The sequence below is a fragment of the Pseudomonas sp. H1_A03 genome, from assembly GCF_054685145.1.
This window is the reverse complement of record NZ_CP162829.1, coordinates 2,907,721-2,920,156: the sequence shown is the minus strand read 5'-3', so window position 1 is coordinate 2,920,156 and position 12,436 is coordinate 2,907,721. Positions and strand designations below refer to the sequence as shown.

Sequence of the window (12,436 nt, the reverse complement as noted above, 5' to 3'; positions counted from 1 at the left end):
GAACTTAGGGCGGCGGTTCTGTCTGAACACAGGACCGCCCTACATGATTGATGGATCAATACTGCAGCCATGACACTACCCACGCTTCTCAACGACGAAATCCGCGACATGCTCATGGACTGCGGCCTGTTCGACCCGCTATTGCCGGAAGATTTTCATGTCGCCGCCGGCTACTTCAATATCAGCAGCATTGCCCGTGACGAAGCGATTTTCCTAGAGGGCGACGCCGGCACTTTCATGTGCATCATCCACAGCGGCCAGGTGGCGGTGCAAAAAACCAACAGCGACGGCCAACGCCTGACCATCGCGACCCTGCGCAGTGGCCGGGCCTTTGGTGAAATGGCGGTGCTTGATGGCGAGCGGCGCTCCGCCAGTTGCGTGGCGGCCAGTGACTGCGTGCTGCTCAACCTGGGCAAGGACGCCCTGGAAAAGATGCTCAACGAAACCCCCAGGGTTGCCGCCAAGATCATCCGCGCGATTGCCATCGCCCTGTCCAAGCGCCTGCGCATGGCCGATGGGCAATTGTTATCGCAGCAGTTTTAACCGCCGGGCGTCTTCGGTTTGCTGTCGTTTTGCTGCAGGCCAGGCACCGTCTGGTCCTTCGGCGGCGTCGGCAGCACGATAGGCGCCAAGGGCGGCGAGCCGTTGGTCTTGGGCACGGCCGGCGGGGTGACTTGCGGGTACAGCGTCGGCGTCGGGGTGCCCGGCGCACCTGGCGTAGGGGCCGGCGCGATCGGTACGGTTTGCAACTCTTGAGCCTGCGCTGTACCGGATGCGAGCGCGCTCAACACAATGACCGTTAGAATGCTGCACTTCATCGATGGCTCCATGGCCTGACCGGAATGTCACAAGGCTACTCCCAACCGCGCAAGAATGCCCTTCCCAATGAGATTTCCATGAAACGTTTCGTTCTGCTCGACACCACCCCGATCCCCGACAACGGCGGTGCCTTGTGCCTGTTCGAATACGGTGAAGATTTTGTCATCAAGATCCAGGGCGGTGACGGCGGCCAGTTGATGAACACACGTATGCACGGTTCCGAAGATGCCCTGGCGGAAATTCCCTGCCGCAAGGTCGCCGGGCGCCCGGATTCGCGGGTGTTGATCGGCGGGTTGGGCATGGGGTTTACCCTGGCTTCAGCCCTGAAGCACCTGGGCAAGACCGCCGAAGTGGTGGTTGCAGAGTTGGTGCCGGGCGTCGTGGAATGGAACCGTGGGCCGCTGGGAGAAAAATCCGGCCGCCCGCTACTGGACCCGCGCACAGTGATCCGTATGGAAGATGTGGCCAAGGTGCTGCAAGCCGAGCCCCAGGGCTTTGACGCGATCATGCTGGACGTCGACAACGGCCCCGAAGGCCTCACGCAAAAAGCCAACAGCTGGCTGTACTCCGCCGGTGGCCTGGCCGCCTGCGCCAAGGCCCTGCGCCCCAAAGGCGTGCTGGCCGTATGGTCGGCCAGCGCTGACAAGCTGTTCAGCGACAAACTGCGCAAGGCCGGTTTCAAGGCCGAGGAAGTGCAGGTGTTTGCCCATGGCAACAAGGGCACGCGGCACACCATCTGGATTGCGGAGAAGCTCAAGAGTTGAGCCGCGATTGTCAGGACACCAAAGATCCCACATTTTTGATCGGCGTCAGTTTTGGGAATTGCGGTAATCGATCACGTACGGCACTTTTTTGTCGACGGTTTTTTCCAGCTCATCCCGATCCAGTTTCGGCATGCCACCCAGCTGATGGGCGGTAAAACCGCTATCCCCGACCTGCGACCCCGGCGCCAGGCTGACCATCCGCTTAGCAACGGCCTCAATGGCGTCCTTGTAGCCGCCCTTCTTGTTCAGATTGAAGGCACTCAAGTCAATCTGCGTACGTAACCAGTTGCCCCAGTAAAACTCCAGGAACTCCGGCGCGATCTCCCCAGCCTCCGGCTTGCCATAGGCCGCCTTGCGGGTGAAATACACCAGGCTGCGGAAGGTGTCGTCCTGCAGGTTTTTGAAGCCCAGGTGCGCGGGCAACTGCTCGGGCGGCAGCGTCTGGCCCCTGTTGTCCTTGAGCCAGACTTTGCGCGCTGACTCCATACGCTGCCAGAAGCTCGTCAAAGTCGGGCTGTTGCTAAAGTCGTCGGTCACCTTGACCCACATCTTCAACCGAGGGCCACCGCCGGGCACTTCCCATAAAGTGGTGAAGCTGTGGTGACCGTCGGTCAGGTACAGCTGGCCAGCGGGGCCGACCACCACGGTTTTCATGACCTCGGGATGAGTGCCCACCGGGTCCTTGCAGGTGAAACTGGAGGGTTTGTGCAGGTCTGCGTCCTTGGGCACTTTGTCAGCTTCGCCTTGGCCGTTGGTTTCGCAGTACTCATCGAAGGCCTTGGCGGGTTTGTCGGCGAACAGCCCAAGGCTGTAATAGATCTGGTCGAAGCCCACCACGGCCTGGGTCGGGTGCAATTGTTCGAGTGCAACCTCGATCACTTGGCCGGGCTTTGGCGTGGAGAACGCTTGGGCCTGGGCAACCACCCCACACAGCAACAACGCAACAGTCCATGATTGCAGACGCATGATGTTCAGCTCCTTATCGATAAAGTGAAGCGGTCATTTACAACGCAAGCGGCTAGAATCAACCTTATCCGTGAACCACCCAATAGCCAGGAGCCATGATGAGCTCGACCAACCCGCCCTCCCACACCGCCAAGCTGGATCGTATCCTCGCCGATGCCCAGCGCGACCGGGAAATGGGCTATCGCGACAAAGCCTTGAAGATGTACCCCCACGTGTGCGGCCGCTGCGCCCGTGAGTTCGCCGGCAAACGCCTGAGTGAGCTGACCGTACACCACCGCAACCACAATCATGATGACAATCCCCAGGACGGTTCCAACTGGGAGTTGCTCTGCCTGTATTGCCACGACAACGAACACTCGCGCTACACCGACCAGCAGTACTTCGGCGAAGGCTCCACCAGCAGCCCGACGATTGCCAAGGCGACGCATAACCCGTTTGCGGCGTTGGCTGGCCTTATGAAGAAAGACGACTGAAGATCTTCTTTGCCTGGTCTGGCCTCTTCGCGAGCAAGCCCGCTCCCACATTTTGAAGGTGTTCACAAATCAAAATGTGGGAGCGGGCTTGCTCGCGAAGGCGATCGCCCAAGCAATGCATCACTTCCAGGCCGTATAATCGCCGTTTTCCTCCAAGGCACCCTTCCCCGTGGGCAATAAACGCTACAGCTGCATCGGTCTGTATAACCCCAAATCCCCCGAAAACGTCGGCTCGGTCATGCGTGCCGCCGGCTGCTACGGCGTGGCCTCGGTGTTCTACACCGGCGTGCGCTACGAGCGCGCCCGGGATTTCATTACCGACACCAAGAAAGTCCACCATGACATTCCGCTGATCGGCATTGATGACCTGAAAAAGATCCTGCCCCTGGGCTGCATCCCCGTCGCCGTGGAGCTGGTGGAAGGCGCTCGCCCGTTGCCTGAATACACCCACCCCGACCGCGCGTTGTACATCTTCGGACCTGAAGACGGCTCCCTCGACAAAGAGATCCGCGACTGGTGCGAAGACGTGGTCTACATCCCGACCACCGGCTGCATGAACCTCGCCGCCACCGTCAACGTGGTGCTCTACGATCGACTGGCCAAGGGCAACAACACCCGTTCGGGCCCCAAGTACTGATTTTTTCGGAACATCCGGCAAGTGCCAGCAGTCAGCTACATATCACTAGCCAACGTTGGAGACAGATCATGAGCGACAGCAAAACCTTGCGCCCTATCATCGAACACACCCCGTTTGAAACGCAGCCGCAGCAAAACGTGCACGGTTGGGAACGCATCGGCTCAGTGGCGGGTGGCGTGATGATGGTGGGCAAAGGCCTGCGCCGTGGCGGGATTTTCGGCTTGATCCAAGTGGCGATCGGCGGTGTGGCGCTGGCGCGTGGGTTCACCGGGCACAGTTCGCTCAAGGACAAACTTGCACAGGGCCGCCAGGAAATGAACACGGTGCGTGCGAAGATCGAACGGGCTGGGGAAGAGTTGCAGAACTTGAAGACCAAGGCGGAAGTGGCGGCTGAAAAAGCCGTCAATTAGTCGAGCTGGACTCGGTCAAATGTGGGAGCGGGCTTGCCCGCGATAGCAGTGTGTCAGGTTGCTGGTTCAGTAGCTGATAGACCGCTATCGCAGGCACGCCAGCTCCCACAATGATTTGCGTCAACGCAATAATTTGCTGTCCAGCACCACTGAGGGCTCGCCAATAATGCTCTCAGCCAGCTTTACAAACTCCGCCGTGGTGATGCTGTCTGCCCGCATCACCGCCTGAGCCAGGTCATCCAGCGACCGTTTGTTGTGGGTCTTTACCCGAATCTCGCGATCCAACTCCTGCAACACCACCACCGCCCGTGCCACCGTCGCGCCGCTGGCGTGCTCGCCGCGCAGGCTGGTCACGTCCTTGCCTTCCTTCGCCAGGCGCGCCTGGATGGCCTCATACCGCTCATCAGTAATGCCTCCGGCTCGGCGCAGCAGTTCAATTGCGTAATACTCGCCCAAACCCTCGCTGACCCAGTCACTGGTGTCGTGATCGTTGAAGCGCCCAATCGCCTGCACCACTTCACGGATCAACGCGCTGCTGCCGTTTTCGCCGACCAGCGGCGTGCGGCTATTGAGGTAGATCGAGTCGCGTGCCGCAAACGCACCACGGCGCATCGGGTCACTGGCGCCCACCACCAGCAGCTTGGCCGGATGGCGCGGGAACGCTGCTTCCACCTGCGGCCAGACAAAAGTCAGCAACGTCAGCACATCCATGCGCCGCATGGCCTGGCCCTTGGGCGAGGCCACGGTGACTTCCGTCTCGCCCAGGCGTACGCGACGGCTGCCGAGGGTACCGGCGAGCATCCAGCCGGTGGGCCGGTCGAACAGGCGGGAGACGTTATCAATGCGGAATTTGTTCTTGCCGATACGCGGCCATACGGTCTCGACGCTTTTCCAGCCTGCCGGCAGTTCGAACACCAGCCGGGAGACCAACTCGACACCGTCTTGCTGGTCGAGCCGCGCCGGGGGCACCAGGTCTTCGCCGCGAAACAGCGCCCAGCTCGGCGTCATGCGCGCTTCATAGATGCCGGGCTTGCGCGCGTGGGTGAGGCGCACGCGGTAGGTCAGGCTGGCCTTGTTGGCGCTGGGTTGCCACAGGCCACGGTGCTCAGTGATGCTCCACTGGCCATCGGCCTTGAAGTCGCTGTAGTCACCGTCGTGGCCGAGGTCAAAGTTCAGGCTGCGCACCGCCGAGCCCTGTGACAGGCTTACGCGCACCTCGGCCTGATCGCTCTGGGGCAGGAGTTTGACGTGATAATCCAAGTCGATTTTCTTCGCGCTCCACGCTGGCATGCTCAGTGCCAGCAGTACCAGGCTCACCCCCAGCCGCCCCCCTTCATACACACTCCTTTTTAGCCCGCACGGAAAATCAGGTAATCCTCCCAGTCGTCCTCGGGCACGCTGCCTTCGCTGAGCATGCGCCCGGACTGGGAAATGCGTTCTTGGTGCACAGCATCACGGTCGCCGCAGACCAAGTGGTGCCACAGTGGCAGGTCCTTGCGTTCGCTGACCAGACGATAGCCGCAGGTCGGCGGCAGCCATTTGAACTGATCCGCCTGGCCAGGGGTGAGCTGGATGCAGTCCGGCACCGACGCACGGCGGTTGGGGTAGTCGGTGCACTGGCAGGTGTTCAGGTCCAGCAGTTTACAGGCGATACGCGTGTAATAGACGCTGTTGTCGTCTTCGTCCTCGAGCTTTTGCAGGCAGCACAGGCCACAGCCGTCGCACAACGACTCCCACTCCTCCTGGTCGAGGTGTTCAAGGGTTTTGCGTTTCCAGAAAGGTTCGACTTTGGCGGCCATGGCTCTACATCAGTATCGGTAGGTGAAAAGGCCGCCAGTCTAGTGCCCACGGCCCCTGGGGCCAAGCGCTTACGACTGGCGGTGTAACACCACTTGTCAGTCTAGTGGGCGCGCAGTAACTTTGAACGCCGAATTGACGACCAGGAACTGCTCCATGACACGTGTTGCCGACTATCCGATCCATAACCAGTTCACCGACCGCTGGTCACCCCGCGCCTTCACCGGCGAAACCATCTCCCAGGAAACCCTGCTGAGTTTCTTTGAAGCCGCACGCTGGGCGCCGTCCGCCTACAACTCACAGCCATGGCGTTTTCTTTACGCGCGCCGCGACACGCCGGACTGGGAGCGTTTCCTGGGTTTGCTGAATGAATTCAACCGTGGCTGGGCGCAACACGCGTCGGCCCTGGTGATCATCGCGTCGAAAACCGAATTCACCGCCCCGGGCGCCACCGAAGAAACCCCGGCGCTGTGGCACACCTTCGACACGGGTTCGGCCTGGGGCCACCTGGCGTTGCAAGCCAGCCTCAGCGGCTGGCACACCCACGGCATGGCCGGCTTCGATCAGGAGCTGACCCGCAAAGAGCTGAAGATTCCAGACGGTTATGCGCTGCATGCCGCCGTGGCGATTGGCAAGCTGGGTGACAAGTCGACCTTGCCGGAATACCTGCAAGGCCGTGAAGTGCCAAGCCCGCGCCGGCCGTTGAGCGAGCTGGTGTCGGAAGGTGATTTCAGCCTCTAAACCTGGCCGAGATCCCCTGTGGGAGCGTTGTGTCAGTAACCGCGGTCGAAATCCACTTCGCCGCGCAGCGCTTCCTTGGCCTGGTACGCGCGCAGGTTCTGTAGGAACAACTCCACCATCAATTGCGGCGAAGTCGGCGCCGAGCTGTGACCCGTCAACAACAACCCCCAGGCGGTCCAGAACGGATGACGCTGCGGCAGCGGCTCCTGACGGCAGACATCGATGACTGCGCCCGCCAAATGCCCTTCCTTCAAGGCCTCGACCAAGTCAGCATCCACCACCGCCACACCGCGCCCGACGTTGATAAACAACCCCGTCGGCTTGAATTGCTTGAACAGCGCTGCGTCGTACACATCATGGGTGTTCGGCGTGTTGGGCAGCAGGTTGATCACGTAGTCCACCTCCCCCACCAGCCGGCCCAGTTGGTCGAGCCCAGCCACTTCGAGAAACGGTGCCTGCTCACGCGCTTCGCTTGCGATGCCATACAGCTTCACGCCAAACGGCACGAGGAACCCGGCAACGCTCTGGCCGATATCGCCGGTGCCGACGATCAACGCCTTGCGCCCCGCCAGGCTCTGGCCCAAGCGGTTGTCCCACTTGCGCTCGACCTGGCTGACCAGGCGCGCCAACACTTCGCGCTCGTGGCCGAGCATATAGGTGAGGATAAATTCAGCCATGACCTGGCCAAAGATGCCGACCGCGCGGGTCAGGCGGTAGTCGCGCGGCAAGCCTTCAGCCAGCAGCGGCGTAATGCCGGCCCAGGTCGACTGCAGCCATTGCGGGTGATGGCCCTGGCGCAACAATGTCGCCAGCAGGTCGGGCTGGCCCAGCCATACCGGGCAATCGGCGGCCAGGCGCGACAGTTCGGCGGAGTCGCCGCTGGTCAGCACCTCAAGGTCCGGGGCCAGGTCACCCAGCAATCGGGCGTAGAGCGGGTGATCCTGTTCAGCAATCAGAACACGCATGGTTCAAACCTTTCAAAAACAATACGGACGGCCGCCCGCATCCTTACGGCCACCGCCCACTTATACGATTCCATTGAAGACTGTGCCCTGAACAGGGCACTCACCGATCACATCGGGTCGTTACGGCGCAACAGCTCTTCGGGCAAGTGTTCGATGTACTCGTCCTCGGCTGGCGGCATTTGCAGGTGGTAACCCTGCTTGTCGAGGTTTTCCAGGACCACGGCGATGTCCTCACGGGACAGTTTGCGCTCCGGCGTCAGCACCATGTCAAACGCGTGATGCGCCTTGCCGAAGGCTTCCATCAAGGGTTCAGGCACGCGCTCCAAAGCATCACTTTTCAGCACGTAGAGGTACATCCCGTCTTTTTTCTTGCTGCGATAGATGGAGCAAATACGTTTCAAGGCTGTTCTCCGGCAGTGGCCAGGCTGTCGAGCAGCGCCTGGCCCATCAACTCGCGGCGCCAGCCACGCAGCGAGTCTGGCAATTTATAAGGCCCATTGGGGTAGCCACTTTTGACCAGGGCCTCGAGGGTTTTCTTGCGCAGCATCAGTTCCGGTGCCATGTCCAGGCGCTCGGCGAACGTTTGGCCCAAGGCGCGCAGTTGCTTGATCAACGCAGCGGCATCCACCGGCAAAGGCTCGGCAACGGCGGGTGGCCATTGGTCCATCGGCACGCTGCTGGCACGTTTGATCAGGTCGAGCAGGAACTGGCCGTCCTGACGTACGGTGCGCGGGTGCATGTCTTCGATCTTGCCCAGGGCGGCGAGGTTATCCGGCTGGGATTTGGCCAGGGGCCACAACGAGTGTTCGCGGATGATGCGGTTGCGCGGCAGGTCACGGGCGCGGGCTTGCTGCTCGCGCCAGGCACACAGCTCACGCAGCACGGCGAGTTGGGCACGCGAGAGTTTCCACGCCAGCTTGGCGTCGCGGTACACCTCGTACGGGTCGACTTCGCGGCGCAGGTTGGCGACCAATTCGGCACCATCGTCCAACACCCAGGCGTATTTATCGTCGGACAGCTGCGGACGCAGGCGGATGTACACCTCGGCCAAGTGCAGCGCGTCTTCGGCGGCGTAGCTGATCTGCGTCTCGGACAACGGCCGCTGCAGCCAGTCCGAACGGGTCTCGCCCTTGGGCAGTTCGATATCCAGCACGGCTTGCACCAGGCGCGAATAGCCCATGGAGAAGCCAAGATTCAGATAAGCGGCAGCCAATTGGGTATCGAACAACGGCACCGGCAGGCTGCCGGTCAGGCGCAGCAACACTTCCAGGTCTTCGCTGCAAGCGTGCACCACCTTGATCACCGCCGGGTTTTCCAGCAGGGCGGCCAACGGTTGCCAGTTGTCGATGGTCAGGGGGTCGATCAGGTAAGCGCGCACGCCATCACCGATCTGGATCAGCCCGGCAATGGGATAAAAGGTGTCGACCCGCATGAATTCGGTGTCGAGGGCGACGAATGGCAACTGCTGCCATTCGGCGCAATGCTGGCCGAGGCTATCGTTGTCGCAGATCCAGTGAATATCGATGGCCACACGGCTCTCCCTTGAAGAATGGCGCGCAGTATATATCGCGAAAGGGACTTGCGAGCATCCGCAGTGCAGAGGCGACCATGAAAACTCAGACAAGACTTGAAGAATAGTCCGACAGGCGGGACTTATCCTCTCTTACGCAGTACGTAGACCCGCCACAGGCTTGAGCCTGGCATGAATTCCTGATGATTCAGGACCTTGAAGCCGGCCTGCCGAAACTCGTCCTCTACGGCGGTACGAGAATTGACAGAAACGATCACGGTGTCGCGGCTGACCCGGTGAAATTCGCGCAGTAACGCCAAGCGCCCTTCGCTGCTGGGGACATGGCGAAACAACTCCAGGCAGAAAATGCAATCCACTGCATTCGCCGACAAACCGATGGAAAAAGCCGAGCCCTGAAACGTCTTGACTCGCTTGAGCAAGGACGCCGGGTGGTGGCTGCGTGCGTGGTCGAGCATGTCCTGGGAATTGTCCGATGCCAGGATCACTCGGTTGACGTGTTCGGCCAACACTGGCCAGAAACGCCCGGAACCGCAGGCCAGATCGAGCACCAGCCCCGGTTCACCGGCGACTTTCAACGCCTGGCGCACCAGCCACTCGTCGCGCCACGACGCCAGGCGCCGCCGCAGTCCCGGCGGGCGCGTATCGCCGCAGACCCGAGCGTGCTCACGGTCACAGCGCTCGGCGTATTCGATCTCGATGGAGGATGGTGGTGACGGCATCGCGGGCTCATGTCAGTAGAACGGTAGTGAACGACCTTGATTGGCAGCTTAAACAGCAGTACGTGAAAAAAAGGTCGAAGCCACCACCGCCCTGTCACCGGCTCACGCCTGATGCAAATACCAGCGCCAATCCTGCTCCCCTACCTCGCCCATGAACTGGCGATACTCAGCGCGTTTTACCGCCAGGTACACGCCGAGGAACTCACTGCCAAATGCCTCCCGCGCCCAGCGTGAACCTTCCAGTGCGCGCAGCGTGGTAAGCCAGTCGGTCGGCAGCAGTTCCTTGGCCTGGGCGTAACCGTTGCCTTCCACCGGAGCGCCGGGGTCGCGCTGTTCACGGATGCCACGGTGAATGCCGGCCAGGATGGCGGCGGCCGCCAGGTAAGGGTTGGCGTCGGCGCCGCAGATGCGGTGTTCGATATGCCGGGAGTTGGCCGGCCCGCCGGGCACGCGCAGGCTGACGGTGCGGTTGTCCACGCCCCAGGTGGCGGCCAGCGGCGCGTAGCTGTTGGTTTGGAAGCGACGGTAAGAGTTGGCATTGGGGCAGAACAGCAACAGCGAATCGAGCAAGGTGCTGAGCATGCCACCCACCGCCTGGCGCAGCAGCGGCGTGCCGTCAGTGGCTTCGCTGGCGAACAGGTTATTGCCCGCGGCGTCCGCCAGGCTCACGTGCATGTGCATGCCAGTGCCGGCCAGGTCATCGAACGGCTTGGCCATAAAGCAGGCGGTCATCCCGTGTTTGTGCGCCACGCCCTTCACCAGGCGTTTATAGCGCACCGCTTCATCCATGGCTTGCAGGGCGTCGGTACGGTGTTCCAGGGTGATTTCCACCTGGCCGGGGGCGTATTCGGAAATCGCCGTGCGCGCCGGGATGCCTTGCAGTTTGCAGGCACTGTAGAGGTCGGCGAGGAACGGCTCGATCTGTTCCAGCTCGCGCAGGCCGTAGACCTGGGTCGAACGCGGGCGCCCGCCATCCACATCCCGTGCCGGTTGTGGCCGGCCATTGCTGTCGGGTTTCTGGTCGAGCAGGTAAAACTCCAACTCCGCCGCCATCACCGGGTAATAACCATCGGCCTTGAGCCCGTCGATCACTTTGGCCAGCAAATGCCGGGGATCCGCCACGGTGGCGGGCAGACCTTCGGTGGGGTGCATGCTGACCTGCACCGCCGCCGTCGGGATCAGCCGCCACGGCATGCGTTGCAAACTGCCGCTGATCGGGTAGGCGCGGCAGTCGATATCGCCCACCTCCCACACCAGCCCAGAGTTTTCCACGTCGTCGCCATTGATGGTCAGGCCCAGGATAGTGCTGGGCAAGGGCCGGCCGCTCTCGTACACCGCCAGCAGTTCATCGCGGTGCAGCAACTTGCCGCGTGGCACCCCATTGTTGTCGAGGATAAACAGCTCGAACAGTTCGATGTCTGGGTTGTGTTCGAGGTAAGACTGGGCTTCGTTCAGGCAGGCAAAAACACTCATGGGCATTCTCATACGTGTGTGTAAAGCAGACGCGCAGGTGCACGCCATCCAAGGGATGGATCAACGTAGGAATGAAGTATCTGGTGGGCGTGCGTGACGGCAGTGGAACAGGGCCCAGAACGCGAGATCGGACGGCAGTGTCGCGGGGTGGGTGTCGAGAGAGCCGTCCATGCAGGGATCACAGTGCTGAAGATAGCGGCCAGCCTCACACGCCTGCATAGGTGGGTAAATCCAGGGTTGATGGAGTTTGGTTGCGACTTGGCTAAACATTCGCAGCGCCTTGCCACCCCGCCCAACGCTGGAAATAATGACCGCCCAAGACCATGCCCCAAGGACTCGACCGCATGAAAGCTCTTTTTGCCCTGTGTGTATTAAGCGTGGCCACCAGCGTCCTGGCCGACGCCGCCCCTTCGCGCCTGGACCAGGTGCTCCAACGCGGCACGCTCAGCGTCTGCACCACCGGCGACTACAAGCCCTACACCTCCCTGCGCGCCGATGGCAGCTACGAAGGCATCGACATCGCCATGGCCGAGTCCCTGGCCAAGAGCCTCAACGCCAACATCCAGTGGGTGCCCACCACTTGGAAAACCCTGATGCCGGACTTCCTCGCCCAACGCTGCGACATTGCCGTGGGCGGCATTTCAGTGTCGCTGGAGCGCCAGAAAAAAGCCTTCTTCAGCCAGGCCCTCGGCGTCGACGGAAAGATCCCGCTGGTGCGCTGCGCCGATGTGCAGCGTTACCAGACCGTCGAGCAGATCAACCAACCGCAGGTCCGCGTGATCGAGCCCGCCGGCGGCACCAACGAAGTATTCGCCCGCGCCCACTTGGGCCAGGCGCAAATCCGCTTGCATGACAACGTGACCATCTTCGACGAACTGCTGGCGGGCAAGGCCGACGTGATGATCACCGACGCCAGCGAAGCGCGTTACCAGCAAAAGCTCAAGCCAGGGCTGTGCGCGGTCAACCCTGAGCGGCAGATGCAGTACAGCGAAAAAGCCTTCATGCTGCCCCGCGATGATGTGGCGTGGAAAAGCTATGTCGACCAATGGTTGCACCTGAGCGTGGCCACCGGGGTGTATGACGGCATCGTCAGTCAATGGCTGGCGGCGCCCTGAGCTACGCTCTTGTCACATCAATAAGA

The 12,436-nt window shown here is 61.4% G+C and carries 16 protein-coding genes; 7 read left to right on the top strand and 9 right to left on the bottom strand.

Annotated features, from left to right (window positions below):
• Window positions 1-69: 69 nt before the first annotated feature.
• Entirely contained in the window at window positions 70-543 is a 474-nt protein-coding gene (locus AB4O35_RS13485; protein WP_049709454.1) for a cyclic nucleotide-binding domain-containing protein, read from the top strand.
• Here AB4O35_RS13485 and AB4O35_RS13480 read toward each other — a convergent pair.
• Entirely contained in the window at window positions 540-818 is a 279-nt protein-coding gene (locus AB4O35_RS13480; protein WP_065874814.1) for a hypothetical protein, read from the bottom strand. The two genes, AB4O35_RS13485 and AB4O35_RS13480, sit on opposite strands and share 4 nt — an antisense overlap.
• Window positions 819-896: 78 nt before the next feature.
• Between AB4O35_RS13480 and AB4O35_RS13475 the strand changes: the two genes are divergently transcribed.
• On the top strand, window positions 897-1,583 hold the full coding sequence (locus AB4O35_RS13475; RefSeq protein WP_065882144.1) for a spermidine synthase: 687 nt from the start codon (window positions 897-899) through the stop codon (window positions 1,581-1,583).
• A 45-nt stretch (window positions 1,584-1,628) separates the two neighbouring features.
• On the opposite strand, the gene AB4O35_RS13470 is transcribed toward AB4O35_RS13475, so the two are convergent.
• Entirely contained in the window at window positions 1,629-2,549 is a 921-nt protein-coding gene (locus AB4O35_RS13470; protein WP_065882143.1) for a ParB/Srx family N-terminal domain-containing protein, read from the bottom strand.
• 98 nt (window positions 2,550-2,647) lie between these two features.
• Here AB4O35_RS13470 and AB4O35_RS13465 point away from each other — a divergent pair, with 98 nt between their 5' ends.
• The 3 genes from AB4O35_RS13465 to AB4O35_RS13455 all read left to right on the top strand — a co-directional run bounded on the left by AB4O35_RS13465 (window position 2,648) and on the right by AB4O35_RS13455 (window position 4,069).
• Window positions 2,648-3,022, top strand: a complete 375-nt coding sequence (locus AB4O35_RS13465; protein WP_003210675.1) for a YajD family HNH nuclease — start codon at window positions 2,648-2,650, stop codon at window positions 3,020-3,022.
• A 169-nt stretch (window positions 3,023-3,191) separates the two neighbouring features.
• The gene (locus AB4O35_RS13460) at window positions 3,192-3,659 is read left to right on the top strand and encodes an RNA methyltransferase (RefSeq protein WP_003189607.1); all 468 of its coding nucleotides are present in this window, start codon (window positions 3,192-3,194) and stop codon (window positions 3,657-3,659) included.
• A gap of 68 nt (window positions 3,660-3,727) precedes the next feature.
• On the top strand, window positions 3,728-4,069 hold the full coding sequence (locus AB4O35_RS13455) for a YgaP family membrane protein (RefSeq protein WP_065874811.1): 342 nt from the start codon (window positions 3,728-3,730) through the stop codon (window positions 4,067-4,069).
• Window positions 4,070-4,189: 120 nt separating this feature from the next.
• Here the strand turns inward: AB4O35_RS13455 and AB4O35_RS13450 are convergent, their stop codons facing one another.
• Together AB4O35_RS13450 and AB4O35_RS13445 are read right to left on the bottom strand one after the other, a co-directional pair.
• Window positions 4,190-5,359 carry a hypothetical protein gene (locus AB4O35_RS13450; RefSeq protein WP_460149652.1) on the bottom strand — a complete coding sequence of 390 codons (1,170 nt, stop codon included), beginning with the start codon at window positions 5,357-5,359 and terminating at the stop codon, window positions 4,190-4,192.
• Between the two features lie 59 nt (window positions 5,360-5,418).
• Window positions 5,419-5,868: a YcgN family cysteine cluster protein gene (locus AB4O35_RS13445; protein ID WP_065946157.1), complete on the bottom strand. Its 450-nt coding sequence runs from the start codon at window positions 5,866-5,868 to the stop codon at window positions 5,419-5,421.
• A 154-nt stretch (window positions 5,869-6,022) separates the two neighbouring features.
• On the opposite strand from AB4O35_RS13445, the gene AB4O35_RS13440 reads away from it, so the two are divergent.
• Window positions 6,023-6,607 carry a nitroreductase family protein gene (locus AB4O35_RS13440; RefSeq protein ID WP_065882139.1) on the top strand — a complete coding sequence of 195 codons (585 nt, stop codon included), beginning with the start codon at window positions 6,023-6,025 and terminating at the stop codon, window positions 6,605-6,607.
• Between the two features lie 32 nt (window positions 6,608-6,639).
• Here AB4O35_RS13440 and AB4O35_RS13435 read toward each other — a convergent pair whose 3' ends face one another.
• From AB4O35_RS13435 to AB4O35_RS13415, 5 genes are all read right to left on the bottom strand, one after another.
• Window positions 6,640-7,572, bottom strand: a complete 933-nt coding sequence (locus AB4O35_RS13435) for a D-2-hydroxyacid dehydrogenase (protein WP_065874807.1) — start codon at window positions 7,570-7,572, stop codon at window positions 6,640-6,642.
• Between the two features lie 107 nt (window positions 7,573-7,679).
• Window positions 7,680-7,973: a YcgL domain-containing protein gene (locus tag AB4O35_RS13430; RefSeq protein WP_003189597.1), complete on the bottom strand. Its 294-nt coding sequence runs from the start codon at window positions 7,971-7,973 to the stop codon at window positions 7,680-7,682.
• A complete protein-coding gene (rnd, locus tag AB4O35_RS13425; RefSeq protein ID WP_065946158.1) occupies window positions 7,970-9,103 on the bottom strand; it encodes a ribonuclease D in 1,134 nt (377 codons plus the stop codon). The genes AB4O35_RS13430 and rnd overlap by 4 nt, the downstream gene beginning before the upstream one ends.
• A 122-nt stretch (window positions 9,104-9,225) precedes the next feature.
• Window positions 9,226-9,822 carry a class I SAM-dependent methyltransferase gene (locus tag AB4O35_RS13420; RefSeq protein WP_065882137.1) on the bottom strand — a complete coding sequence of 199 codons (597 nt, stop codon included), beginning with the start codon at window positions 9,820-9,822 and terminating at the stop codon, window positions 9,226-9,228.
• Window positions 9,823-9,924: 102 nt separating this feature from the next.
• A complete protein-coding gene (locus AB4O35_RS13415) occupies window positions 9,925-11,295 on the bottom strand; it encodes a glutamine synthetase family protein (protein ID WP_065882134.1) in 1,371 nt (456 codons plus the stop codon).
• 344 nt (window positions 11,296-11,639) lie between these two features.
• On the opposite strand from AB4O35_RS13415, the gene AB4O35_RS13410 reads away from it, so the two are divergent.
• Window positions 11,640-12,410 (top strand): transporter substrate-binding domain-containing protein, encoded by a 771-nt coding sequence (locus AB4O35_RS13410; protein ID WP_065874803.1) that lies wholly within the window; start codon window positions 11,640-11,642, stop codon window positions 12,408-12,410.
• Window positions 12,411-12,436 lie beyond the last annotated feature (26 nt).

Coding starts and splice junctions, on each gene's coding strand:
- AB4O35_RS13485 (WP_049709454.1), top strand. CDS start 70: ATGACACTACCCACGCTTCTCAACGACGAAATCCGCGACATGCTCATG.
- AB4O35_RS13480 (WP_065874814.1), bottom strand. CDS start 818: ATGAAGTGCAGCATTCTAACGGTCATTGTGTTGAGCGCGCTCGCATCC.
- AB4O35_RS13475 (WP_065882144.1), top strand. CDS start 897: ATGAAACGTTTCGTTCTGCTCGACACCACCCCGATCCCCGACAACGGC.
- AB4O35_RS13470 (WP_065882143.1), bottom strand. CDS start 2,549: ATGCGTCTGCAATCATGGACTGTTGCGTTGTTGCTGTGTGGGGTGGTT.
- AB4O35_RS13465 (WP_003210675.1), top strand. CDS start 2,648: ATGAGCTCGACCAACCCGCCCTCCCACACCGCCAAGCTGGATCGTATC.
- AB4O35_RS13455 (WP_065874811.1), top strand. CDS start 3,728: ATGAGCGACAGCAAAACCTTGCGCCCTATCATCGAACACACCCCGTTT.
- AB4O35_RS13450 (WP_460149652.1), bottom strand. CDS start 5,359: ATGCCAGCGTGGAGCGCGAAGAAAATCGACTTGGATTATCACGTCAAA.
- AB4O35_RS13445 (WP_065946157.1), bottom strand. CDS start 5,868: ATGGCCGCCAAAGTCGAACCTTTCTGGAAACGCAAAACCCTTGAACAC.
- AB4O35_RS13440 (WP_065882139.1), top strand. CDS start 6,023: ATGACACGTGTTGCCGACTATCCGATCCATAACCAGTTCACCGACCGC.
- AB4O35_RS13435 (WP_065874807.1), bottom strand. CDS start 7,572: ATGCGTGTTCTGATTGCTGAACAGGATCACCCGCTCTACGCCCGATTG.
- AB4O35_RS13420 (WP_065882137.1), bottom strand. CDS start 9,822: ATGCCGTCACCACCATCCTCCATCGAGATCGAATACGCCGAGCGCTGT.
- AB4O35_RS13415 (WP_065882134.1), bottom strand. CDS start 11,295: ATGAGTGTTTTTGCCTGCCTGAACGAAGCCCAGTCTTACCTCGAACAC.
- AB4O35_RS13410 (WP_065874803.1), top strand. CDS start 11,640: ATGAAAGCTCTTTTTGCCCTGTGTGTATTAAGCGTGGCCACCAGCGTC.